Below are 23,326 nucleotides of genomic sequence, written 5' to 3'. Positions count from 1 at the left end.
ATATCAGTCCACCATGGATCTAAAGCGGATGAGTTCGCTTATACGGTAACCACTATAGCGTCCCAACATAATGATCAATGCTAGTACTACCAGAAGTAACTCTGGAAAATTAAAAGCAATATGCGAAACAAAAGGATCGGTCATTGCAAAATAAGCGAATATTGCTACTATCAAAGAGCCACCACCTTGAATAAAAACCTCTTTAGCACCTTCCTCTTCCCAGAGTATAGACATTCTTTCTATCGTCCAGGCCAAGATGATCATAGGGAAAAATGTCACCGTGAGTACTTCTTTGATCCCTAGTTTAAAACTTAAAATACTCATGAATGACATGATCATAATAACCACGATCATCACAGCTGAGATCCTTGCCACCAGTAACAGGTTTAGACTGCTTAAATAAGAACGAATAACCAATCCAGTTCCTACGATCAAAATAAACATGATCAGTCCGGCAGATAATGTTGTTTCCATAAAAGCCAAAGCTATCAAAACCGGCATGAAAGTTCCTGATGTTCTCAATCCTCCTAGTATCCTTAGTAATACCACCACCAATGCGCCAAAAGGCACCAATAGTATATGCCTGTATGCATTTTGTTCTGAAACAGGCAATGAGAAGAGTGAAAAGTCCAGTACCGCAGCTTTTTTTAGAAGTTCTTGTTTATCAAGAAGGTATTCAACCGGGACTTGGCGTTCATTGAGTGAAAAGCGTATATGGGATTTTGTTGCCCCAGTGACTTCAATCACTGAATCACCGCCATGTTGCCAGATAAAAAAGTTTTTATCCCTTGTAACTTTTCCTTTTTTTAAATCATAAAGTTGCCATTTCTTTCCATCATATACTTCAAGCATAGGCGTCAATGCAATATTGCGTCGTTCACTCTCCAAATAGAGTCCATGGATTTTTCGTACCAATATTTTTCTATATCGTAAAAGGCGGGAGATTATTTCAAATTTGGATTCTCCGCCTTGTGCAAGCAGTATTTTTACTGCCTGGGAAGGTTCTTTTGCATTGAAATCATGAATCAATTGTGCTGCAAATGAGTGTGTATCTGCTGATCTGGACCGTACATCATCCAGAAGAATTTTTGCTGTATCTCTTAATGTATCAGGAAGATCACTCAGTGTTTCAGTCTTCTGTTCATAAGACACAAGAGGTAATTTGGGTTTATAATCTCCTGGTTCCATAAAGACTTCAATGGAATAGTAAAGTATTTGAGGCCCTGAAACATTTCGCTTACTCCATTCTGCTCTTTTACCTGTTTCTGTTTGTGCTTCAGCATAACCAAAACCTGATGATGCAACATCTTCAGAAAGTATTTGAATTCCTTCTTGAGGCTCTGGTAAAGCCATGGATACCAGAACAGGTTTATTCTTACCTTCAAAAGAGATCTCTGCTCCAATTTTATAGACTGAACGTTTTTCATGCGGTAAGAAGGGTATACCTAGTACTCCGACTTTATACCAAACAATAAAAAATCCTGTAAAAGCCAAACTCAGGGCAATAAGTAATACTTGAAATCTTCTAGACATGAGTTTCCTTGTTATTTAGGTAAAGACATAGGTTTAAATTGATATTTTTTTGCAACATCAACCATAAAAAAATCGCGTAAGAAATTACGTCCTATAAGTACAGGGTATTTATAGTCATCTCTATCACTCAAGTTCACAGAGATAAGCTGAGATACATTACCAAGTATGATACGCATCTTTACAACATAACGATCTTGTGACTCTGCTCCATGACGCTTGATCTGCACTGTTTTGACCACTTTTCTCTCGATCGTATACTCTTTTTCCCCGGACACACAGACAAACCGCACCCACTGTTTTCCATCACGTTCAAAAGGAGTGACGTCCCGTGCATCGATAGATGTTGTTTTTGCACCTGTGTCAATTCGCGCTTTAAGTACCACATTAGGAGGTACAAGTCGAACATACTCTAGTGCACCTATAACTATCTTAGAATCTGGTTTTTCGGTATTTAGATTGACATACGTGTTTTTTTGTTCTAGTGAGACTGCTGTATCTTCTTTTGCTTCAATAAAAGATGCAGTACAAAACAAAAACAAAAATAGTACACTGTAATACCATCTTCTTGGTAAAATCATTCTATGCTCCACATATTAAATATTCCTATCATTATACCATAGAAGAAGATACAGTATACCTCATAGAGTAGTGATGTTTTAATGGGATAGTAAGTGCGTACAACTGCTTTAATAAACGACCTTCTCCCATCCGAATCCTTTAAATAATCTCTGCCAGGTATCATCGAATATGGCATCTATGACTAATTTTTCTTTATGTACAGGATGGTTAAATGAGATCCTGTTTGCATGCAACAGAAGCCTGTGACATGCATACTTTTCACGGAAAAGTGTATTATGTTCACCTCTCCCATGTTTTGTATCCCCTACAATAGGATGAAAGATGTGTTTCATATGTCGTCTGAGCTGATGTTTTCTTCCTGTTTTCGGAAAAAGTTTTACCAAGGAGTAGCGTGCAACAGGGTAACGGCTTACGGGAAAAGGCAACTCCACTGTAGCCATACGTTTATATGCCGTTTGTGCCTCTTGTACTTCTTTGGTAATACCTTTTTTCTTTTGCTCTTTGGTATCTAACATCTGTTTAAGCGGATAGTCTATCAGTGACTCATCTTCGGTAAACCCGCGTACGACAGCAATGTACTCTTTATATACCTGTGATGAACGAAAGAGAAGAGACATCGTCTGAGCCATTTGCGCATCCAATGCAAAAAGCAATACCCCTGAAGTCGGTTTATCCAAACGGTGTATGGGATAGACATACTGCCCTATCTGATCACGTACCATTTGTAATGCAAACTGTGTTTCATGTTTGTCTATGGGAGACTTGTGTACAAGCAAACCTGATGGTTTATTGATCGCAACCAAATATTCATCTTGATAGAGTATTTCCAAGGGGTTTGTTTCTACATTATTCATAGTGAATTATATGATATAATTCTGGAAAATATAGACTAAAGGAACGATTTGGCTATCAACATCATAGCACAAAACAAAAAAGCCCGACACGACTATGAGATACTTGAGAAGTTTGAAGCGGGTATTGTACTCTCAGGTGCTGAAGTCAAAGCTCTACGTGCCAAACGAGCCAACCTTGCAGATGCTTTTTGCCGATTCATCCAAGGTGAACTGCATCTTATGAATGCCCATATTGCTCACCTTGAAACAGCAAGCAAATATTTTACTCCAGATACACGTGCACCACGAAAACTGCTTTTACATAAAAAACAGCTGGAAAAACTCTATGTCAAAGTACATAAAGACGGCCTGACCATCGTACCACTTATGATCTATTTCAATGAACGTAACATCGCCAAAGTAAGCATCGCGATCGCCAAAGGTAAAAAACTTCATGACAAACGTGCCGACATGAAAGAAAAAACACTCAAACGTGAAGCACAGCAAGCGATGAAAAGTAAAGATTACTAACAGCAGTATGAAAACACTTACAGAACTATTGGCTGGATATCAGAGTGTTGTTCTAGGAACACAAGGCAGTAATGGCTATCCTTTTTCCTCTTATGCACCTTTTTACTATGATGGGGAACACGTCTATATCTTCATCTCCAGCATTGCCACACATGCAAAAAACCTACAAGCTACACCACAGGCTTCTGCACTTTTTATAGAAGATGAAAGCAAGAGTGAAAATATCTTTGCAAGAAAACGCATCTCACTGCAATGCGATGTCACTTCTATCTCTAGAGATGAAGAGAGATTTAACGCTATTATGAAACATTTCCAACATAAATTTGATGCCAATATGGTCACGATGCTTATGGGCATGAAAGACTTTAACCTTTATGCGCTCAAGCCCATTTACGGTGAAGCAACCTTCGGATTTGGGGAAGCCTACCATATAGGCGGTCCAAAGATGAATACGCTTGTAACACGAAGCGGGGACAAAGGCCACAAATAGTTTTACTCTTGATGCTTTCTCTTTGCTAATAACACTTCATGATGAGAAATATATGTACCCTCTTTTTTCCCTTGCATTCTTTTGTTGCGTTTCTCTAAGAGCTGTGTGTAAGTACTTGGATTGAGCGTTCTTCTTTGTTTTAATCTTTGCCATGCTGATACCCCTTCAACTCCTATAAAATGATAAATACTATTTTGTATCTTTTTCACCAGCCACTTTAAAAATCCTTTGAGAGGAATATGAAATATCTTTTCCACATAATACTCCACCCAGCCAAACCAAAATACAAAAAAAGCATATATTTTACGTAATCCCCTGGCCAGAAACGGTACTTTTTCCATCCATGAGAGCAACCATGTAAAGATGACTACTTCAACAAGAGGGGCAAGCCAACTTCCCCATAAATAATCTGTAAAGAAATAAGTAACTGCTGTACCTACTTTAAGAAATATCGCCAGTAAAAAACTCCATACCTTTGCAACAAAAACTTTCACAGCTAGCATCCCACCCATGAACTTACCAATGAAACCCAATGAGCCGAGAAAAACAAAAACAGTCATCATTTTTTTCACTAAAGAAAAGTTCTTAAAATTCTTTTTTGCATGTCTGACCAACCTTTTGATATCATCAGAAAGATGATCTAAAAAATGTGTTTTGACATTGCCCATGATCACTTTTTCTACCACATAGCGTTTCCCTAATCCGGTGGCTGAAAGTATAGCTATCTTTTTCAGAAAAAGTTTTAGAATAAACTTTCCCTTCACAAGAAAAAATGCAGCCAGCAACGCAACAAAATTTTTCTTTACAAACAGTACGATTCTCAAAAATAACGCTATCATAAAGGTACGACTCTCCTCAATACCCATGAGTACAATGATGATAACAATAAATAAGGGTAGCCCCCATAAGAGAAGTCGTTTTTTCATCTTCGATCTATTTTCTTAATAACGCTTTGAGTCTCTTATAAAGCTGTTTCATTTTCTCTATAAACGGACTTTTACCTGCAAAGTACTTTTCTTTTAAAGCTTTTATGTACATCTTCATCTGCACTAAATATGCTATGGTTTTCTGATGTATCTCACTAGACTTAATCCAGTCAATCGCTTTCATGATCCAGTCATACGTCCATTTAAACCATCCAAATTGCATAAGCTTCTCTTCTGTCACTCTAAAGAGCCAAAAAGTAAATGCGGCTATAGGTATCTTGGAGATATACAGCACCAGACCTAAGATCATTTGTCCGCTTACAAACAACATCCCAGCATAAATACCAAATGCCTCCACAATAGAGAGTAAAACAACAAAGATAAAAAGAATGGCAGAAGGGTTTACTGTCTCTAACTTCAGTTCGATCTTCTGAAGGATTTTTAGTGAATGAATAGCTTCATAGATAGGCTTTGCAATTCCCTCCCAAATCAACTCTTCAAAGATAATATAAGTGATAACAAGCAGGAGTTGTAGAAGTAAAATAAGTTTGTGTTTGAAAGTTGATAACATGATGGAGGTATCCCTAAATAAATTTTAAAATATTATAGCGATTAATTAAAAAAGTTTTGTACCTAAGGAAGTAAATATTTCTTTTTGATTTGTAGTAGTTTTGGATAAATGGGTTTTGTGGAATGCGGGATCTTACTAATAGTAAGTGACCAAATGGAACAAAGCCCATTTAGCCGAAAATGCTGTGAAGCATAAAGAAAGATTACTTTCTTCTGAGTTCTTTGATTCTTGCTGCTTTACCTTTAAGCTCTCTAAGATAGAATAATTTAGCTCTTCTAATTCTACCTCTTCTAAGTACTTCGATACTCTCGATAGAGTCTGAGTAAAGTGGGAAGATTCTTTCAACACCAACAGAGTTAGCACCCATTTTTCTCACCATAAATGTTCTACCTGTTCCTTGACCTCTGATTGCGATACAAAGACCTTCATAGTTCTGAACTCTTGTCTTTTCACCTTCTTTAATTCTAACGGCTACTCTTACTGTATCACCTGCTCTGAATGCTGGAATATTTCTGTTTTCTACTTGTGCTTGTTCAAAGCTTTCAATGTATTTATTTCTCATGTGTTATACCTTTTTTGTATAAGTCTGGCCTAAAATACTTTGTTTTACACAAAGCAAGCCCTCTTTTTAAGTCCGTGATTTTACTATGATTACCCTTTAGGAATTCTGAAACCACTTCATTGTTTTCATAATTCTTAGGTTTCGTAAAAGAAGGGGCTTCCAAAAGTGATTCTTCAAAGCTCTCTATACTTAAAGAGTCAATGTTCCCCAATACCCCTTCAACATTACGACTAATCGCATCACAAACCACCATACTTGCCAGCTCTCCACCTGTTAAGATAAAATCTCCTATGGAAAAAAGTTCATCTGCCTGAGCTTCTATCACACGTTCATCTATGCCTTCATAACGTCCACTTACCAGTACAACATGCGATTTTTTTGCTAAACGTCTCGCATCATTTTGTGTAAAAGGTTTAGCCACAGGGGAAACAAACACTACATGTGCCTCTGGAGAAGTCTCTCTTACCTTACGAAGCGTATCCATCAAAGGCTGCGGTGTCATCAGCATACCTGCTCCCCCACCTATCATCGGTGCATCCACACGGTTGTGTTTATCTGTAGTAAAATCACGCGGATTGTAAAAATCTATAGCAATTTTTTCATCTTCTATAGCACGTTTTAAAATACTTTCAGAAAAGTACCCTTTGATAAGATCAGGGAACAGAGTAACAAAGGAAAATTTCATCGTATCAACTCGCCTCTAAAATGTCTTTAGCATCTTTCGTATAGACTATTTTTTCTTCTGTGTCTATCTTGATAATGTAACGTTCGATGTAAGGAAGCAAAAATTGTTTAGACAAACCTGCTTCGATCAAACTGGCATCTGTTTTCACAGAAAGATAATCTGTATCTGCCATACGTTGTATATCATCTACCACACCTAATACTTCATCATCCTGCTTAACCACACAGCCGATCACATCAAACCAAAAGTGTTGACCTTCACCCAGTTCACAATGCTCTTTTGTCTGTGCTTCATTGGCATAAAGTTTGGTATTGGTCAATTTTTTTGCAGAGTCAATACTTTCATACCCTGTAAAACGAATCGTACCACGTGTAAAATTGATATCTGCGATAGTAAGGTTTCCACGGTCACTTTTATAGGTCTGACCTACTTTAAACTGTTCTGGAAAATCTGTATGAAGATGAAATTTGAGGTCGCCCCAAAGTCCAATAGTTCGCCCTATTTGAGCGATAAAAAATTTGTCATTGGACATAAGAGAGTTACTCGGAAGCTTTTACATTTACGCGGTAATTTTTACCGCCTTTTGCTTTACAGCCGGAGATGACTGTTTTGATAGAATTGATCATTCTTCCTTCTTTACCGATAAGTTTACCTATATCTTCGCTGTTTGCAAAGATGGTGATCTCATCGAAACCCTCATCAACCTCTGCGATCTCTATAGAGATATCTTCAGGGTTGTTTACCAAAAGTTTGGTATATGAGAGCAAGAAATCTTTAACCATTAAGACTATTTTTTACCTGCTAGTCTCTTTACTGTTGGGCTCATTTGCGCACCAACGCTTAACCAGTAGTTCAATCTTTCTTCATCAAGTGTAAGATCTTTGTTTACACTTACTGGGTTATAGTGACCGATTGCTTCGATCCAACCACCATCTCTTCTTTTTCTGCTGTCTGTTACTACGATTCTATAAAATGGCTTTTTCTTTCTACCCATTCTTGTCATTCTGATCATTGTCATATTGTATCCTTTGTTTTTTCATTTGCTTTAATGCTTATCTCGAGGAAAAGTTATGCATTTTCGTAACAAGTACTGACAACTGTTTTTTAATGACTAAAACACTCATCAACACTTCATAAATTCTTTTGGAACGCGATTTTACCATAAAAATTATAAAGATTTTATTAAACTCTATGGTCATCTCACCTATAAAGGTGGGAGTTGTAGTTGCTTCATACAGAAGCGCATCATATCTTAGCGTGGTCCACCAGGGAAACCACCTCCGCCTTGCATCTGTGCCATCATGTCCTGCATCTGTTTCATACCGCCCTTGCCTGATAACTTTTTCGCCATCTTCGCTGCGTTCTTAAACTGCTTAAGCACACGGTTCACCTGCACTTGGTCAAGTCCTGCACCTGCTGCCAAACGTCTTTTACGTGTATTGGTAAGAAGATCCGGGTCTTCTCTCTCTTTAGGTGTCATAGAAGAAACCATCGCTTTGATCATTTTGATCTCGTCAGAGTTTTCCAGGTCCATATCGCCTATCTGTTTCGCCATATTCCCCATACCAGGGATCATCCCCATAATGGACTTCATGCTTCCAAGCTTTTTCATCTGTTCCATTTGTGCCAAGAAATCATTAAAATTGAACTGACCTTTTTTGATCTTCTGTGTCATTTTTTTTGCTTCTTTAGGGTCTATGGCAGCGGCAGCTTTTTCAGCCAGTGATTCCACATCTCCTGCACCCATCAAACGGCTTACTATCCTGTCTGAGATGAACTGCTCAAGATCCGGCATTTTTTCACCTGCACCTATAAAGCGAAGGGGTGCTCCTACCTGTTGTGTCAGTCCAAGTGCGACACCACCCTTAGAGTCCCCGTCAAACTTGGAAAGTACGACACCGGTGATTCCGATCTTCTCTTTAAAAGTTTGTGCTGTTCTGACGGCATCCTGACCTGTCATCGCATCAGCCACATAGAAAAGTTCATCAGGTTCTGCTACCTTCTTCACCTCTGCAAGCTCATTCATCAATTCATCATCTATAGCCAAACGTCCTGCGGTATCTATCAGTACGACATCATAAAGCTCTTTTTGGGCTTTTTCAAGACCCTGCTTAACGATTTCTACAGGTGTGGCATTCTCATCAGCCACGAGTTCCACTTCGATCTGTGAAGTGATCTGTCTGAGCTGCTCTACCGCTGCAAGTCTCTGAAGGTCTGCTGCGATAACCATGACCTTTTTCTTTTTCTGTTCTTTAAGGAAATAGGCTAATTTACCCGTTGTCGTTGTTTTACCAGACCCTTGTAGACCTATCATCAGAACGACAGTTGGCGGTTTAGAAGCGAAAGTAAAGCCTTTGGGTGCACCCTCTATGGTCAAAATGTCTGTCAGTTTATGTTGAAGTGCTTTGAGGAAGTTGTCTTTACCTACACCATTTTGCTTGGTTTCGATCTCTACACTGCTAATGAGCTCTTTGACCACTTTGTGGTGTACATCTGCTTTTAAAAGTGATTTCTTCAATTCTGCAGTTGCTTTTTTAAGTGCCTTTTCATCATCATGAAAACGAATTTTACCTATGGCATTTTTAAAACTATCGGTTAAAGTATCAAACATTTCTTACCCTTAAGATTACTTAGGACATATTTTGAGCAAAGCCCAAAATTGTCTCTTGAAAAAAACTTGCCATTTAGGCAACTTGTTTTACAAGAGATTGCTGACGCTATGTCAACTTCAGCAGTTGGCTCATGCGACTGATCGCATTTATTGACAAATATCTGAAGTTTTTCTAAGATTTTTATTATTTATATTGACGCGATTTTACCCTAGTTGGGCTTAAAATCATTATTTGTATCTCGCGATGTCTTTGGGCTCTGATGCATTAAACTCATAATCTAAAATCTTCATTTTAGCAGAGTGCAAAAGGATACGTTTTGACTGTGTACGGCTTCCATACTGTTCATCCCCTACAATAGGATGTCCTATATGTGCAAGATGTACACGGATCTGATGTGTTCTTCCTGTTGTGATCTCTATATGTACTTTAGACTTTTTACCTTGTATCTCTTCAGGTTTGACCACGGTATGTGCTTTTTTACCTCGTACAGGGTCGATCATAGAAAATGCTTTACCCTTTTTCACCGTGAAGATAGGTTCGTCTATCTCCACTTTTTCATAAATTACACCCTCTACCCATGCGACATAATGTTTTTCCACTTTTCGGTTTTTGAACTCTTTAATGGCACGTTCTATGAATGCTCTGTTCTTTCCTAAAAGCAGTACTCCTGATGTATCTCTGTCAAGTCTATGAAGAAGTTCTGCACCTGCTATGGAATCCTGGATCTCATAACTGTCCACTTGTGCCGGTTTGTTCACAGCAATGATATCTTCATCTTCGTAGAGTATCTCTATATCCTCAGGGTATTCGATACGAAAGATCGTATCTGTACGTATCTCAGCTCTTGCGATCTTTACTTTTTTATCTTCAACATAAACCAGTCCTCTGTCTATCAGTTCTTTTGCTTTGTTGTTTGATATATCCTTTGCCATTGCAAGGACTTTATATGCTTTATCTGTAGCCATTTTCTTCTATCCTTCTTCTAAATAATACGCAAAATGAGCAAAGCCCATTTTACTATGCTAACACTTAGTTCTCTTCAACAGAGTGTTCACGCGACTAGTCGCTTTTTATTTAAATCACATTACTGTGATTTAATTTTATCCATTCTATAAATTTATCATTCAGTGGAAATGCCACTATTTTGATCTTGCTGTTTTGCCCTGTTTTAAAAAGTATATCACTTTTTGAAACTTTAAAACTTTTTGCAAGAAATTTCACTAACTCTTTGTTTGCTGCACCTTCTACAGCAGGCGCTTTTATACGTATCTTAATAGCATCGTTTCCATACACTTCACAAAATTCGTTTTTACTGGCATTGGGTTGTGCTTTGATCCGTAGACTGACGGTTTCATCTTCTATGTTATAAAACACGCTTCAGGCTCTCTGTGATGACAGTGATGTCACTCTTGCTTTTTATCTTTGTGGGTTTAAGCAATCCATGCTGCAACAGTCTTCTTGAAAGATTTGATGCTTCTACTACTGCGATACCTTCAATGGCATCAAAAATATCCTTTTGGTTGAAGTAGTGTTCCCCGGAGATGATCTTACATCCGAACTGTGCTGCCTCTGCCGCATTATGCCCACCTATAGGTTCAAATGCACCGCCAAGTATCACAATATCGCTGATCGCATACATATTGACCAGTTCACCCAAAACATCTACTAAAATAATATCAGAACTCAACACTGCATTTTGAGAATAACGTTGTGCCGTGACCTGATACGTTTCAGCAAAATCTTCCATCATTTTAGCCACTTTGTCAAAACGTTCCGGATGACGCGGTACTAAAAGCAGAACGGCTTCGGGATGTTCTTTTTTAAATACAGCAAAGGCATCCAGGATCAGTGCTTCTTCTCCCTCATGCGTACTTGCTCCACATACAACCAAACTGGAAGGTTTTTTTATCTCTTTGCTTATAGAAGGTAAATGGGCCAACTTTATATTACCCGTAACCACTACATTTTGGGCGCCCAAAGACTCTAAACGCTCTTTGTCTTTCGCTGTTTGTGCGTACACTTCATCTATGTGCTTAAAGATCTCTCTGTAGAGCCATCCTATCTTTTCATACCTGGGAAAAGACCTGTCACTCATACGTGCATTGATGAGTAAGGTTTTAGCTCCTCTGCTCTGTGCCAATGCAAAAAGAAGATACCAAAACTCAGCCTCCATCACCACCAGTGCCTTTTGCGGCTTCAGCCAGCCAAAAAGTAAAGGTTCAAAAGGAAGATATCTGCTCTCTTGCGTATACTCCTCTATCACTTGAAAACCCGTGTGCGTTGTTGTACTCATCCGTAAACTCTCTTGCGGCAATCTGTCTACTAAAGATTTGATCGCTTTTGCTTCTCCAAAACTACAAGAGTGGAACCAGATACCATGAGGCTTTAAAGGCTTGTTGTTCCATAAGAAAAATCTTGCGGGCAGCGAGTCTTTATATTTGGTTTTAAAAGAGAATACAACTAAAAAAGGAAGGGCAAGTATATAAAGGAGAAAGGAAAGAAAACTATAGAGAAAAAAGAAAAGTTTCTCCATAGTGCAACACTTATGCTTCTTCTGTTACAGGCTCGATATATAAAATACGTCCACAGTGAGGACAATTTACGATTTCATCTGCTTTGATCACTTCTGAATATGTTTTGTCATTGAGTTTCATGTAACATCCGTAACATGCTTGTTTTTTAACAGGAACAACAGCTGTATTGCCTGCCCAAATACGGATCTTCTCATAAAATGCAAGTACTTTTTGTTCCACATCTCTACTGAGCTTTTCTCTTTCAACAAAAAGTTCACCCTTGTTTTTTTCGATCTCTGCTCTTTCTACAGATACCACTTCATTGACCGCTTCTGCTTCTGCAGTCAATGCTTCTACTTTTGCCTTTGCTTCTTCTAAAAGCAATTTTGTCGTTTCATTGATCTTCTGAAGTCTTTCGATCTCTTCATTGGCAAAAGTCATCTTTTCTTTAGCGATATCTTCTTCCAAAGAGAGTGCTTTCATCTCTTTTTCTGTAGTGATCTCTTTAGATTTTTTAGCATTTGAAGCCAATTGTTCATTCAGCATTGTGAGTTGTTCTTCAAATGTTTTTACTTTTGCATCATTTTCAGTGATACTTTCATTTAATGTATCAAGTTCTGCTTGTGCCGCATTGATCTTTTTTTCTACTTTTGCGACTTTTTTATCTGATGCTTCAAGCTGCGGCGTGTAACTGTCTATAGCTTTGTCAATTTTTGAAAGCTCGATGAGCTCTTTTAGATGTTTGTTCAATCTCTGTCCTTTTAGAGTTTAAGGGTTCTCAATGATTATTTTGAGAGGTTCAACCCATACTTTATATTGTTTCAATATGAAATGGGTTTTTTGAATTCGAAATTATAGCTAAAAGAGGTAAAACTTTCAACTCATCCAAAATGATCTCTGCAAAAAACTTCTCACTCTCATAGTGTCCGATGTCTACCATCATCAAATCTTCACTCATTGCTTTCATTGCATCATGATACTTTATATCACCGGTCAAAAAACAGTCAGCCTCGACCTCATCCATCAGTGAAGCCCCTGCACCTGTGGTTAAAGCGATAGATCTGATCTTCTCTTTCTTGCCTATGACTTTGAGTGTAGGCAGGTTTAATTTCTCTTTTAAAAGGGTCAAAAGTTCTTTATAATGCCATTCTCCTTTTGTCGTACAGACAAAAGGATCTTGTGACTCCAGATGAAAGCCTAAAACCTTTTCAAAAACATATCTGTTCAAATGTGTTTGGTCAAAATTGGTATGCAAAGCGATAAGAGATTGCTTCTTAAGTATCATCTTTTCGATAAGGTTCGAAGGGTACTTTGCAAAATCAAGCTGTGTCATTTTCCCAAAGATAAGTGGATGATGAACGACAAAAAGCGTATGTTCGTCTGTCGTCTCTATCATCTCTTCATCAATGTCCAGTGCCACTACGATCTGAGATACTTCTCTAGACAACTCGCCTACGATAAGTCCGGAGTTATCCCATTTCTCTTGAAGTTCAAAAGGACTGATATTATCTAAATGGTTATATATTTCTTGTAGCTTCATGCTAAACTTTCTGAGATTTCACTCTTTTTGACTTCTCTATCACTTGCTCCGCAAGACTCTGCTTATAGGCGATGATCTCTTTTCGAGTCTCTTCAGAAGCAGTTGAGACGATCTGCGCAGCAAGGATACCTGCATTCTTGGCACCATTGAGTGCCACTGTAGCCACTGGTACACCTCCAGGCATTTGCAATATGGAGAGTACTGAATCCCATCCGTCAATGGAGTTGCTTGACTTTACGGGTACACCTATGACCGGCAGCGGAGACATGGAAGCTATCATACCCGGTAAGTGCGCAGCACCCCCTGCTCCGGCAATGATGACTTGAATGCCACGCTTATGTGCATTGGCAGAAAACTCAAAAAGTTTTTCCGGTGTTCTGTGTGCTGAGACGATATCCAGCTCATATCCGACATTAAACTGCTCTAACATATTGGCAGCCTCTTGCATAACAGGAAGATCAGAATCTGATCCCATAACGATACTCACCACTACTTTTTCCATGATTTAACCTTTAGTATATTTTTTACCTGATTGGCTTTTTTGAATGCATTTTCAACCGTATCTGCCAAAACGGTCACATGTCCCATCTTCCTGGAAGGTCTTGTGCTTTTTTTACCATAAAGATGGATCTTGACCCCATCAATAGCCAGAGACTCACTAAAACCTTCATAATAGACCGGTCCTTCATACCCCGGCTCTCCCAAAAGGTTCAGCATCACTGAGGCACTGGTGAGCTTTGTACTTCCCAAAGGCAGGTCAAGTATCGCACGAAGCAACTGTTCCAGTTGAGATGTCACAACACTGTCTATCGTATGATGGCCACTGTTATGCGGTCTTGGAGCCACTTCATTGATGAGTATCTGGCCTTGTTTGTCTATAAAGAACTCGATAGCCAGAAGCCCGACCATATCCAACTTTTCAATAATATCTATCGCTAATGCTTCTGCCGTTTTATCCTGTTCTTCCGTAATATTGGCTGGACAAAAGATCTCTTCAACCAAATTGGTTTCATCATTAAATGTCATCTCTACAGCAGGGAAACAACGCACTTCTCCTGCACTGTTCCTTGCAGCGATCACAGCGATCTCTTTATCGATATCTACTTTTTTCTCTATGATAGAAGTACCATCTAAAAGTGTTTTCTCACTACTGTTGATGAGTGAGACACCATGTCCATCATATCCGCCTTTGCGTAACTTTTGCACAAAAGGATAGGCAAATTTTCCTGTTTGGAGTGCTTCTGCTATCTCTTCTGTATTTTCACAACATACAAAAGGAGATGTCGGCATAGCATGCTTTGCATAGAACTCTTTTTGCAATCCTTTATCCTGGATAAGTGCCAAGATATCAGGATCTGGGACTATTCTAAGCCCCTCAGATTTAAGTTTTTGCAAAGCTTCAATATTGACATTTTCAAGTTCAAAAGTCAATATATCTACACGCTTTCCAAATGCATAGACTGCGTCGAAGTCTGTAAAGTCCCCTTGTACATAGACAGAAGCTACATTGCGTGCAGAACATCCCTCATCCGGGTCAAGTACATAGGTAGTAATATCCCATTTACTAGCCTCTTGAATAAGCATCTTGCCAAGCTGTCCACCGGCAATGACTCCCATTTTCAAACTTGAAGTTACTAGTTTTTCAATCACTGGTTCATCCCTTCTATACAGATGCTAACGCTAGCCTCTAACACGTTCATCACGCTCTTGCTCTTGTGCTTTATAAAGCTTTGCACACCCTATAGAGAGTTCTCTTACTTTTAAAATATAGTTCTGTCTCTGTGCCTGAGAGATCGCTTTTCTTGCATCCAGTACATTAAAAGCATGTGAGGCTATCATACATTGGTCATATGCTGGTAAAGGCAAGCCTGCATCAAGACAGACTTCACATTCATTGGAAGCATCTTCAAAATGTTGGAACAGGTTCTCTACATTGGCTACTTCAAAGTGATACTTGGAAAACTCATACTCTGTCTCTTTATGTACATCACCATACGTTGTGACAGTGTCTCCCATACGGTTCCAAACCAGATCATACACTGAATCTACCCCTTGCAGATACATCGCAAGTCTCTCTGTCCCATACGTGATCTCCACTGCTACAGGGTCACAAGCGATACCACCGACCTGTTGAAAGTAGGTAAACTGTGTCACTTCCATACCATCAAGCCACACTTCCCAACCAAGACCCCAGGCACCCAAGGTCGGAGACTCCCAGTTGTCTTCTACAAAACGGATATCATGCTCTTGCAGGTTCAGTCCCAAGTACTCTAAAGACTTCAAATAAAGCTCTTGAATATTGTCAGGACTGGGCTTGATCAATGCTTGAAACTGATAATAAGCACCAAGACGGTTAGGGTTTTCCCCATAACGTCCATCTGTTGGACGGCGTGAAGGAGCCACATAGGCAGCTGACCAAGGCTGAGAGTCTAGACTTCTCAGCAGTGTGGCAGGGTGAAATGTTCCTGCACCCGAAGGGATGTCATAGGGTTGTACGATATTACACCCCTGTTCAGCCCAATATTGTTGTAGTTTTAGGAGTAGTTCGCTAAATGTAATGGCGTTGTTGTTCATCTATATTTTTACCTAGTGTTAATTTTACAGTATTGTTTCAATCTCTGAAGAATCAAGTTCTACTTTCTTTGCTTTGCTTATGCGGTCTTCTTGAAGTTTTACTTTAAGCTCATCATCTTGCAGTGCCATGATCTGTATAGCCAAATATGCAGCATTGACCGCACCTGATTTACCGATGGCAAGTGTACCTACTGGCATACCTGCTGTCATCATCACTGTAGAAAGAAGTGCATCTTCACCCTTCAGTGCTCCACTTTCCATAGGTACACCAAGTACCGGTTTACTCGTAGCTGCTGCCAATGCACCGGCAAGGTGTGCTGCCATACCTGATGCTGCTATGTACACTTGTGCACCTTTAGCTTCTGATTCTTTAACGTATTGCATAGTTCTCTCAAGACTTCTGTGTGCTGAAGAGATGATAAGCTCATACGGCACACCAAACTTTTGCAATGTTTCTGAACACTCAGACATAATACTATAGTCGCTTTTGCTTTCCATTACGATCGATACAAATTTCATTTCACATCCTTAGTTATCGGTTTGTCCTCATGTTCCTGTTTCATAGGTGTTGAACTCTCCGTCAAGCCCTTGTTCTCCAATGCTTCACCTATCTCACGTCTCAATATAGTATATCCTGGCAATTGAGTTGGTAAAAGAATATTATTCAAATCACCCGAGTGAATACACTCAAACTCCTTGCCTGTTTCAGAACGCATCTTTTTAAATGTAAGCCAATACTTTCCGTCTACCTCATCTATCTTGCCTACATCATTGTCTACCAGCTCAACTGTCGCACCCACAGGCAAGACGATCTCTACCGTATCACCTATGCACGTTTTATCTTTACACTTCCATGTCAGGCCATCTTCCAGGACAAGCCCCGCAACCTGATGGGTACCGTACTGTATAGAGAATTCATTCGATTCCGTCTCCGTTCTATCAAAAGGCCGTGAAAGCAGATAGGCATCTGTAAACCCGCGGTTTTGCGTAGTGTTGAGTTCCTCTTGATACCGTGCAGCATCAAACTTATTGGCATAGAAATCATCGATCGCCTGACGGTAGGCTTTTGTTACCACCCCTGCATAATAAGGAGACTTCGTACGTCCTTCTATCTTCAGTGAGTCTATGACACCTGATTTGAGTATCTCATCTATATGTGATGCCATATTCATATCTTTAGCATTCATGATATACGTACCGATACCCTCTTCTTCATCCAGTCTGAATGTAGTTCCGGACTCAGGGTTATGTGCGTAAACTTCATAAGGGAAACGGCAGTCATTGGCACAAGATCCACGGTTAGGTACACGACCCGTTTGCAGTGAAGAGATGAGACAGCGTCCTGAGTAAGCAAAACACATCGAACCATGCACAAATATCTCTAATTCAAGGTCAGGCAAATGATGCTTAATGGCTTCACAGTCTTTCAAACTTATTTCACGGGCAACGATAATACGCTTTACCCCAAGGTCATAATAGACCTCTGCATCCATAGCATTCATCACATTGGCTTGTGTAGAAAGGTGGATAGGAATGTCCGGTGCAATGCGATGTGCTATCTTGACCACACCCGGACTGGAGACGATCAGCGCATCCGGTTTAAGCTCAGCGATCTTGGCAATGTGGTTTTCATAGAGCTTCATTTGTGAATTAAAAGGAAAGGAGTTCACCGTAGAGTAGACTTTTTTGCCACGAGCATGGGCATACGCTATCCCTTCAGCATAGGAATCCATATCAAACTCTTTACCTGAACGGATACGCAATGAAAAGGTACTGGTACCCCCATAGACGGCATCTGCCCCATAGTTTAGAGCGATCTTCATCTTCTCCAAGTTACCTGCTGGTGCTAAAAGTTCTACTTTATTTTGATCTGTCATCTTTTGCCTAATGGAATTTATTTGGTTCTTATTTTATCCTATTAGTGGTAAAGAACAGTTTTACAGACAATATTCACCTATGCAGATAAGGTTCAGGAACAGTTGTCTCCACTTCGTGCAACCTGAAAAATCTTTATACTTTTATAGAACTTTCCATCTCTTCCTTTCGCAATTATCACTACATAAGGTTCAACATAGTTTTTTGCTTTAATCCTCAAGTCGTAATCTACTTTTGTACCTTTTGGTATAGAAAATACAGCGATTGTTGAGTGCGGGTTCGCATTAGTTAAAAGTGCCATAGATTCAAGATCCAGATCAGATTGTATTCTGATATTTACATAAGCACTACTGATAGCTACCCTGGGCAGAGTGATCTTGAAATTACCCTCATGATAATCTACATTACCATAGAGTATTTCAGCTGCATCAGTGACTGTTCTTGCACGCCACAGTGTAGGATTAGTCTTTCTATAGTCACGTACTTCTCCATTTTCCCAAACCTTCTTCTTTGTATTCAATGGGCTTGCTACTTTAATCGTTGAACTCTTACTCTCTTTTCTACCATGATTATCTGTGATGGTCAATGTCACGTTTTCATCTGTTGTGAAATTTGTCGTTTTTACGGCGATAAGAGGGTTTTTACTTAGATAGGCACTGTTTGACATATCAAACACGATCCTCTCTCCAACTCTGAGCGTGATATGTTCTATAAAATCAACATTTATTCTTTTTTTGGTTGCCTGTTCGTCTGTCAACATAGGATTTTTTATCAACAATTTTACTCTAAGCTCATCACCCTTTTGTATAGTTTTTATCTTCATATCCGTAGAATTATCCCGATCCATATAATTGGATCTTTTATTCACATTTAGCTCTCTTACAAGTGACTTGATCCTTCTTAAGTCTTCATTGATTTTTCTACTTTCACATTTTTTATTTTTTGTCTTATCGTGTGATGGAGGGTAAAGGCTTTCAAGGTATTCAATCACCTTACAATTGCTTCCATAATTTGCCCAAGTCAATGGTGACTCTAAGTTTCTGCATGTTGCGTTATAGGGGACGCCTTTTTCTATAAGATACTTTACCATATCCAAACTACCGTCTTGTGCAATAAAGTGCAAAGTAGTACAGTCATCTTTATCCCTAACTGTGACAGGTACACCATATTTTTCAAGTACTTTCATGGCTTCATTTTGTTCAGTAAGTGCAGCGAGGAACATACTTTTTTTAGTTGCTTTTCCACCACACTCAAGCAGTGCTTCAAGTGCCCATACTTTGCCCGTTCTTGCTGCAATCTCTATAGGTGTGTATCTCTCATGACCTGATACGTTAGGATTTGCACCAAGCTTACATAAACGCTTGACCTCTTTGGGATTATTTTTCATTACAGTTTTATAAAGCAGTGTTTGAAGCTGATCCTTGCTCAAAATGTTAGCCACATCAACGTTTGAAGTTTTTTTCTTAACAGAAGGCAGTTTTTGTTCTATATGAATCATATCCTTTTTTAGATCATAGACTTTCCCACGATTGCCAGTAGTAAAACTTACAAGCTTATTGTCGATTTTTATAAGTGCTGTGGTCCATGGTTTCGTTTCAGAAGGCAATACATTGACCACCTTACATTCACTGATACTGCTAACAGAGATACCTTTTGGCCCCTCTGCTCTATAGATAAGATCATCTTCTATCGCTAATGCATTATGATGAGAAAACTCATGATACTTGTTCTTTTTCACTGTTTTTAATTCACAAATGTTTTGTAAAGTATGGTCTTTTTGTAAATGAAACACACTCATACTATCATCCTTGTGTGTGTATACTAAAAGATCATTTTTTACACTTATACTATTGACCCTTTTATTGTATAGAGGCGTTTTTTTCACTAACTTAGGATCCCTTGGGTTACTTACATCCAGAATAGTCAATTTACCAAATCCTTGACTTAGATAAAGTGTTTCATCGAGATATACTAAGTCACTTACAGAATCTTTAAGTTTAATATTCGATAAACGTAGAGGATTTTGTGGATTAGAGACATCATAAATATATAATTGTCTATCCCCACTTCGTGAATGTGTATCTGGAATATAAAGTCTATTTTGATGCACTGAAAGACTTGTGATATTATTACCAAACTTTAAATTTTTTAGAACTTTGGGATGTTTTTGATCATAAATATCAACGATACTTACCCATCCCTTTTTCCCTTCTAGATAGTAATCTCCCTGTGATACATATGCAACATCATTCTCAACTTCAACAACAAGTGCCCGTCCTGGAAGTACAAGTTTTGAAACAATAAAAGGGTTTGATATATCTTTAATATCTACAATATAAAGCCCTTCATTCCCTTTGGCAAGATAAAGATAATTATCTTTTACAAAAATACTCTCTGATTTAAGATCTTCCAGACTAATAAGTTCTTGTGTTGGGACATCAAGCATATTGTTTTTAGGGTCAGAAGCAAAAAGTATATTCACTTCTTTGGTATTAAGCTCAATGCTGTCCCCTGTTTTAAGATGGTAAAGTTTCTTTCCCTGCCAAACGATATCTTCTCGTTTTACCTCTTTCCCAAAAATAATAAAATCACTGTATTCCCACAGATATGATCCATCATACCCCAAAATTGAATCCCTGTTAACTTTATGCGAACGTAATATCACCTTATCATGACCCCAATGAGCATCAAAGATCAAAATATCATTACCTGAACCTGCATCTATAGTATCATTACCCTTACCTGGATAATAAATGTCATTACCTGTCGCATCATCTACCCAATTATCTCCTATACCTAAAATACCTGCTGTATCTCCAGCGTTACAGACAATAGAATGGTTTTTACTCCCAAGTGCAAGTATGATCTCATCTTCATGATCAGGACATCTAGAATTGATATCCCAATGGATCACTGTCCTAAAATCAAGGTCAACCTGGGTTAATTTGTTTTTCTGACTAAAGGTATTGAGTAAAATCGTTTTGGGAAAATAATTGTTCTTTTGTCCATCTTTTATAAATGCTTTGAGTGAAGCTATAGAGTTTATGTCAGCATAAGCAACACTACCAAAAGAAAGAACAATTAAAAATAAGTTTAAAATAATTTTTTTCATAAGTGATTCTACAACAATTTTTATTTTTTGTAATTAATTTTATAGTTATACGTCAGAAGTGAATATGGTATAATCCCAATTATGAAAATGACACGAATAGATATACATAACCACACAACACGTTGCAACCATGCTGAGGGTACAGTAGATGAGTACATCCAAAAAGCCATTGAACTGGACATAGATATTTATGGGTTTTCTGAACATGCACCTATGGACTTTGACCCGCATTATCGTCTCGCCTTTGAAGAGATGCAAGCCTATACAGAAGATGTCTTAAGTGCTAAAGAGCGGTACAAAAATGATATCCGTATACTGTTTGGTTACGAAGTGGATTATCTTCCGGGGCATATGGACGATCGTGTTTTAGATGCAACAGTGGACTATCTTATAGGTTCTGTACACTTCATCGATAAGTGGAGTTTTGATAATCCTGAATTCATCGCCGGATGGAAAAACAAAGATATTGATGAGATATGGAAAGCCTATTTCGAAGCCACTGAAGCGATGGCAAGATCCGGGAAGTTCGACATCGTAGGACACCTGGACCTCATCAAGGTATTTAAATTTCTGCCAAAAAAAGATGTAAGACTCTTGGCAAAAGATGCACTGCAAGCCATCAAAAAGTCCAATATGGTCCTTGAAGTTAATACAGCCGGTCTTCGTAAACCTGTAGGGGAACTCTACCCGTCAAGAGAATTAATGGAAGAAGCCTATGCACTTGATATCCCTATTACCTTCTCTTCTGATGCCCATTCAGTTGAACAGGTAGGTTTTGGTTATGACATTGCTACAACACTTGCAAAAGAGGTTGGATATACAAAAGCTGCTACTTTTGAAGGCCGAGATAGACAATTGATTACTTTTTAAGCAAAAACACTGATGTAACTAATTTATTTATGGCTACAATAATAGAATAATTTTAATTTAGGAGTAGTTACATGGGTAAATTTGTGAACAACACAGAAGAGTTTTTTAAATATTGTAAAGAAAATGAAGTAGAGTTTGTAGACTTTAGATTTACAGATATTAAAGGTGCATGGCACCACATTAGTTATAGAATGCATGCTGTATCAGCTGAAATGCTAGAAGCAGGTCTTCCATTTGATGGTTCATCTATCGAAGCTTGGCAGCCTATTCATAAATCAGATATGCTTCTTAAACCAGATGTTGAAACTGCATTCCTTGATCCTTTTACTGCTGACAGTACTATCATTGTAATCTGTGATGTGTATGATATCTACAAAAGTCAAATGTATGAAAAGTGTCCAAGATCGATCGCTAAAAAATCTTTAGAATACCTTGAAGAAGCGAACATCGGTGATGTAGCATACTTCGGTCCTGAGAATGAATTCTTTATCTTTGACAATGTTGAGTTCAGAGATGACATCAACTCTGCATACTACAAAGTGGACACTGAAGAAGGTCAATGGAACCATGATACGAAATATGAGCAAGGGAACATGGGTCACAGACCAGGTACAAAAGGTGGATACTTCCCAGTAATGCCAACAGACTCTATGGTTGATCTAAGAGCTGAAATGATGCTACTTCTTGAAGAAGTAGGCCTAGAAGTAATGCTTGGTCACCACGAAGTGGCACAGGGTCAAGGTGAGATCGGTATCAAGTTCGGTACATTGATCGAAGCAGCAGATAATGTACAAAAATACAAATATGTTGTCAAAATGGTAGCACACCTTAACGGTAAAACAGCGACCTTTATGCCTAAACCACTTTACGGTGACAATGGTAACGGTATGCACGTACACCAGTCTATCTGGAAAGATGGTAAGAACCTTTTCTATAAAGAGGGTGAATATGGAAATTTAAGTAAAACAGCACTTGACTACCTAAGCGGGATCTTTAAACACTCTGCAGCAGTAGCGGCATTTACAAATCCTACGACAAACTCTTACAAGAGACTTCTTCCAGGTTTTGAAGCACCATCTATCTTGACTTACTCAAGCCAAAACAGATCGGCAGCTTGTCGTATCCCTTATGGTGCGGGTGAGATGGCAACAAGAATCGAAACAAGATTCCCAGATTCAACTGCATGTCCATACCTTGGGTTTGCTGCATTAATGATGGCTGGAATCGATGGAATCAAAAAAAGCGGTTATGATATGGTTGGACCTATGGATGAAGACCTTTTCGAGCTTAGCCTTGATGAGATCAGAGAGAAAAAGATTCCTCAAATGCCTCACACATTAAGAGAAGCTGTTGAAGGACTCATCGGTGACAATGACTTCTTGAAACCAGTCTTTACTGATGATTTCATTGATACATTCCAACACTACCAGTTCGAAACACAGATCTGGCCAGATGAAGGTAGACCAACTGCATTTGAGTATATTACAACGTACTCTTGCTAATCTTTCCTTTCGGGCTTC

26 protein-coding genes are annotated in these 23,326 nt (G+C 38.8%); 4 read left to right on the top strand and 22 right to left on the bottom strand.

Annotated elements, in window-relative coordinates:
* Window positions 1–3: 3 nt before the first annotated feature.
* The 3 genes from LDM93_RS10180 to truC form a co-directional block, all read right to left on the bottom strand.
* Entirely contained in the window at window positions 4–1,533 is a 1,530-nt protein-coding gene (locus LDM93_RS10180; protein ID WP_223892299.1) for an inactive transglutaminase family protein, read from the bottom strand.
* Between the two features lie 11 nt (window positions 1,534–1,544).
* Window positions 1,545–2,111: a RimK/LysX family protein gene (locus tag LDM93_RS10175; RefSeq protein ID WP_223892298.1), complete on the bottom strand. Its 567-nt coding sequence runs from the start codon at window positions 2,109–2,111 to the stop codon at window positions 1,545–1,547.
* A 108-nt stretch (window positions 2,112–2,219) separates the two neighbouring features.
* A complete protein-coding gene (gene truC, locus LDM93_RS10170) occupies window positions 2,220–2,966 on the bottom strand; it encodes a tRNA pseudouridine(65) synthase TruC (protein ID WP_223892297.1) in 747 nt (248 codons plus the stop codon).
* A gap of 48 nt (window positions 2,967–3,014) precedes the next feature.
* On the opposite strand from truC, the gene smpB reads away from it, so the two are divergent.
* Window positions 3,015–3,476, top strand: coding sequence for an SsrA-binding protein SmpB (gene smpB / locus LDM93_RS10165; protein ID WP_223892296.1), 462 nt, complete (start codon window positions 3,015–3,017; stop codon window positions 3,474–3,476).
* A 7-nt stretch (window positions 3,477–3,483) separates the two neighbouring features.
* Entirely contained in the window at window positions 3,484–3,966 is a 483-nt protein-coding gene (locus tag LDM93_RS10160) for a HugZ family protein (RefSeq protein WP_223892295.1), read from the top strand.
* Between the two features lie 2 nt (window positions 3,967–3,968).
* Here the strand turns inward: LDM93_RS10160 and LDM93_RS10155 are convergent, their stop codons facing one another.
* From LDM93_RS10155 to LDM93_RS10065, 19 genes are all read right to left on the bottom strand, one after another.
* Window positions 3,969–4,892 carry a hypothetical protein gene (locus tag LDM93_RS10155; protein ID WP_223892294.1) on the bottom strand — a complete coding sequence of 308 codons (924 nt, stop codon included), beginning with the start codon at window positions 4,890–4,892 and terminating at the stop codon, window positions 3,969–3,971.
* 7 nt (window positions 4,893–4,899) lie between these two features.
* On the bottom strand, window positions 4,900–5,463 hold the full coding sequence (locus tag LDM93_RS10150; protein ID WP_223892293.1) for a hypothetical protein: 564 nt from the start codon (window positions 5,461–5,463) through the stop codon (window positions 4,900–4,902).
* 202 nt (window positions 5,464–5,665) lie between these two features.
* Window positions 5,666–6,025: a 50S ribosomal protein L19 gene (gene rplS / locus LDM93_RS10145; RefSeq protein WP_223892292.1), complete on the bottom strand. Its 360-nt coding sequence runs from the start codon at window positions 6,023–6,025 to the stop codon at window positions 5,666–5,668.
* Window positions 6,015–6,710, bottom strand: coding sequence for a tRNA (guanosine(37)-N1)-methyltransferase TrmD (trmD, locus tag LDM93_RS10140; protein ID WP_223892291.1), 696 nt, complete (start codon window positions 6,708–6,710; stop codon window positions 6,015–6,017). Before trmD ends, rplS begins: the two co-directional genes overlap by 11 nt.
* 4 nt (window positions 6,711–6,714) lie before the next feature.
* Entirely contained in the window at window positions 6,715–7,242 is a 528-nt protein-coding gene (rimM, locus tag LDM93_RS10135; protein WP_223892290.1) for a ribosome maturation factor RimM, read from the bottom strand.
* A 7-nt stretch (window positions 7,243–7,249) separates the two neighbouring features.
* Window positions 7,250–7,492: a KH domain-containing protein gene (locus LDM93_RS10130; RefSeq protein ID WP_223892289.1), complete on the bottom strand. Its 243-nt coding sequence runs from the start codon at window positions 7,490–7,492 to the stop codon at window positions 7,250–7,252.
* Between the two features lie 5 nt (window positions 7,493–7,497).
* The gene (gene rpsP / locus LDM93_RS10125) at window positions 7,498–7,728 is read right to left on the bottom strand and encodes a 30S ribosomal protein S16 (protein WP_223892288.1); all 231 of its coding nucleotides are present in this window, start codon (window positions 7,726–7,728) and stop codon (window positions 7,498–7,500) included.
* Window positions 7,729–7,962: 234 nt separating this feature from the next.
* The gene (gene ffh / locus LDM93_RS10120; RefSeq protein ID WP_223892287.1) at window positions 7,963–9,321 is read right to left on the bottom strand and encodes a signal recognition particle protein; all 1,359 of its coding nucleotides are present in this window, start codon (window positions 9,319–9,321) and stop codon (window positions 7,963–7,965) included.
* Between the two features lie 228 nt (window positions 9,322–9,549).
* Window positions 9,550–10,287: an RluA family pseudouridine synthase gene (locus LDM93_RS10115; protein WP_223892286.1), complete on the bottom strand. Its 738-nt coding sequence runs from the start codon at window positions 10,285–10,287 to the stop codon at window positions 9,550–9,552.
* Between the two features lie 109 nt (window positions 10,288–10,396).
* The gene (locus LDM93_RS10110) at window positions 10,397–10,696 is read right to left on the bottom strand and encodes a DUF167 domain-containing protein (RefSeq protein WP_223892285.1); all 300 of its coding nucleotides are present in this window, start codon (window positions 10,694–10,696) and stop codon (window positions 10,397–10,399) included.
* Window positions 10,686–11,855, bottom strand: a complete 1,170-nt coding sequence (waaA, locus tag LDM93_RS10105) for a lipid IV(A) 3-deoxy-D-manno-octulosonic acid transferase (RefSeq protein WP_223892284.1) — start codon at window positions 11,853–11,855, stop codon at window positions 10,686–10,688. The genes LDM93_RS10110 and waaA overlap by 11 nt, the downstream gene beginning before the upstream one ends.
* A 10-nt stretch (window positions 11,856–11,865) precedes the next feature.
* Window positions 11,866–12,585: a zinc ribbon domain-containing protein gene (locus LDM93_RS10100; protein WP_223892283.1), complete on the bottom strand. Its 720-nt coding sequence runs from the start codon at window positions 12,583–12,585 to the stop codon at window positions 11,866–11,868.
* Between the two features lie 61 nt (window positions 12,586–12,646).
* A complete protein-coding gene (locus LDM93_RS10095; RefSeq protein ID WP_223892282.1) occupies window positions 12,647–13,375 on the bottom strand; it encodes a Nif3-like dinuclear metal center hexameric protein in 729 nt (242 codons plus the stop codon).
* A gap of 1 nt (window position 13,376) precedes the next feature.
* Window positions 13,377–13,877, bottom strand: coding sequence for a 5-(carboxyamino)imidazole ribonucleotide mutase (purE, locus tag LDM93_RS10090; RefSeq protein WP_223892281.1), 501 nt, complete (start codon window positions 13,875–13,877; stop codon window positions 13,377–13,379).
* Window positions 13,865–15,025, bottom strand: a complete 1,161-nt coding sequence (locus LDM93_RS10085; RefSeq protein WP_223892280.1) for a 5-(carboxyamino)imidazole ribonucleotide synthase — start codon at window positions 15,023–15,025, stop codon at window positions 13,865–13,867. Before LDM93_RS10085 ends, purE (LDM93_RS10090) begins: the two co-directional genes overlap by 13 nt.
* Before the next feature lie 30 nt (window positions 15,026–15,055).
* Complete coding sequence (gene glyQ, locus LDM93_RS10080) at window positions 15,056–15,949, bottom strand: glycine--tRNA ligase subunit alpha (protein ID WP_223892279.1); 894 nt, start codon at window positions 15,947–15,949, stop codon at window positions 15,056–15,058.
* A 24-nt stretch (window positions 15,950–15,973) separates the two neighbouring features.
* Window positions 15,974–16,468, bottom strand: coding sequence for a 5-(carboxyamino)imidazole ribonucleotide mutase (purE, locus tag LDM93_RS10075; protein WP_223892278.1), 495 nt, complete (start codon window positions 16,466–16,468; stop codon window positions 15,974–15,976).
* Window positions 16,465–17,826: a U32 family peptidase gene (locus LDM93_RS10070; protein ID WP_223892277.1), complete on the bottom strand. Its 1,362-nt coding sequence runs from the start codon at window positions 17,824–17,826 to the stop codon at window positions 16,465–16,467. Before LDM93_RS10070 ends, purE (LDM93_RS10075) begins: the two co-directional genes overlap by 4 nt.
* Window positions 17,827–17,918: 92 nt before the next feature.
* Window positions 17,919–20,936: an ankyrin repeat domain-containing protein gene (locus LDM93_RS10065; protein ID WP_223892276.1), complete on the bottom strand. Its 3,018-nt coding sequence runs from the start codon at window positions 20,934–20,936 to the stop codon at window positions 17,919–17,921.
* A gap of 81 nt (window positions 20,937–21,017) precedes the next feature.
* Here LDM93_RS10065 and LDM93_RS10060 point away from each other — a divergent pair, with 81 nt between their 5' ends.
* Window positions 21,018–21,806 (top strand): histidinol-phosphatase, encoded by a 789-nt coding sequence (locus tag LDM93_RS10060; RefSeq protein ID WP_374706129.1) that lies wholly within the window; start codon window positions 21,018–21,020, stop codon window positions 21,804–21,806.
* 71 nt (window positions 21,807–21,877) lie between these two features.
* Window positions 21,878–23,308: a type I glutamate--ammonia ligase gene (glnA, locus tag LDM93_RS10055; RefSeq protein ID WP_223892275.1), complete on the top strand. Its 1,431-nt coding sequence runs from the start codon at window positions 21,878–21,880 to the stop codon at window positions 23,306–23,308.
* Window positions 23,309–23,326: the final 18 nt, after the last annotated feature.

Origin of the sequence: Sulfurovum sp. TSL6, assembly GCF_019972115.1 — a bacterium.
Classification (GTDB): Bacteria; Campylobacterota; Campylobacteria; order Campylobacterales; family Sulfurovaceae; genus Sulfurovum.
The sequence above is the reverse complement of the archived record's forward strand: the minus strand, read 5'-3'. Positions and strand labels throughout refer to the sequence as shown.

Bases quoted from the DNA above. Each gene is read 5' to 3' on its own strand.
- LDM93_RS10180 (WP_223892299.1), bottom strand. From the start codon at position 1,533: ATGTCTAGAAGATTTCAAGTATTACTTATTGCCCTGAGTTTGGCTTTT.
- LDM93_RS10175 (WP_223892298.1), bottom strand. From the start codon at position 2,111: ATGATTTTACCAAGAAGATGGTATTACAGTGTACTATTTTTGTTTTTG.
- truC (WP_223892297.1), bottom strand. From the start codon at position 2,966: ATGAATAATGTAGAAACAAACCCCTTGGAAATACTCTATCAAGATGAA.
- LDM93_RS10160 (WP_223892295.1), top strand. From the start codon at position 3,484: ATGAAAACACTTACAGAACTATTGGCTGGATATCAGAGTGTTGTTCTA.
- LDM93_RS10155 (WP_223892294.1), bottom strand. From the start codon at position 4,892: ATGAAAAAACGACTTCTCTTATGGGGGCTACCCTTATTTATTGTTATC.
- LDM93_RS10150 (WP_223892293.1), bottom strand. From the start codon at position 5,463: ATGTTATCAACTTTCAAACACAAACTTATTTTACTTCTACAACTCCTG.
- rplS (WP_223892292.1), bottom strand. From the start codon at position 6,025: ATGAGAAATAAATACATTGAAAGCTTTGAACAAGCACAAGTAGAAAAC.
- trmD (WP_223892291.1), bottom strand. From the start codon at position 6,710: ATGAAATTTTCCTTTGTTACTCTGTTCCCTGATCTTATCAAAGGGTAC.
- rimM (WP_223892290.1), bottom strand. From the start codon at position 7,242: ATGTCCAATGACAAATTTTTTATCGCTCAAATAGGGCGAACTATTGGA.
- LDM93_RS10130 (WP_223892289.1), bottom strand. From the start codon at position 7,492: ATGGTTAAAGATTTCTTGCTCTCATATACCAAACTTTTGGTAAACAAC.
- rpsP (WP_223892288.1), bottom strand. From the start codon at position 7,728: ATGACAATGATCAGAATGACAAGAATGGGTAGAAAGAAAAAGCCATTT.
- ffh (WP_223892287.1), bottom strand. From the start codon at position 9,321: ATGTTTGATACTTTAACCGATAGTTTTAAAAATGCCATAGGTAAAATT.
- LDM93_RS10115 (WP_223892286.1), bottom strand. From the start codon at position 10,287: ATGGCTACAGATAAAGCATATAAAGTCCTTGCAATGGCAAAGGATATA.
- waaA (WP_223892284.1), bottom strand. From the start codon at position 11,855: ATGGAGAAACTTTTCTTTTTTCTCTATAGTTTTCTTTCCTTTCTCCTT.
- LDM93_RS10095 (WP_223892282.1), bottom strand. From the start codon at position 13,375: ATGAAGCTACAAGAAATATATAACCATTTAGATAATATCAGTCCTTTT.
- purE (WP_223892281.1), bottom strand. From the start codon at position 13,877: ATGGAAAAAGTAGTGGTGAGTATCGTTATGGGATCAGATTCTGATCTT.
- glyQ (WP_223892279.1), bottom strand. From the start codon at position 15,949: ATGAACAACAACGCCATTACATTTAGCGAACTACTCCTAAAACTACAA.
- purE (WP_223892278.1), bottom strand. From the start codon at position 16,468: ATGAAATTTGTATCGATCGTAATGGAAAGCAAAAGCGACTATAGTATT.
- LDM93_RS10070 (WP_223892277.1), bottom strand. From the start codon at position 17,826: ATGACAGATCAAAATAAAGTAGAACTTTTAGCACCAGCAGGTAACTTG.
- LDM93_RS10065 (WP_223892276.1), bottom strand. From the start codon at position 20,936: ATGAAAAAAATTATTTTAAACTTATTTTTAATTGTTCTTTCTTTTGGT.
- LDM93_RS10060 (WP_374706129.1), top strand. From the start codon at position 21,018: ATGAAAATGACACGAATAGATATACATAACCACACAACACGTTGCAAC.
- glnA (WP_223892275.1), top strand. From the start codon at position 21,878: ATGGGTAAATTTGTGAACAACACAGAAGAGTTTTTTAAATATTGTAAA.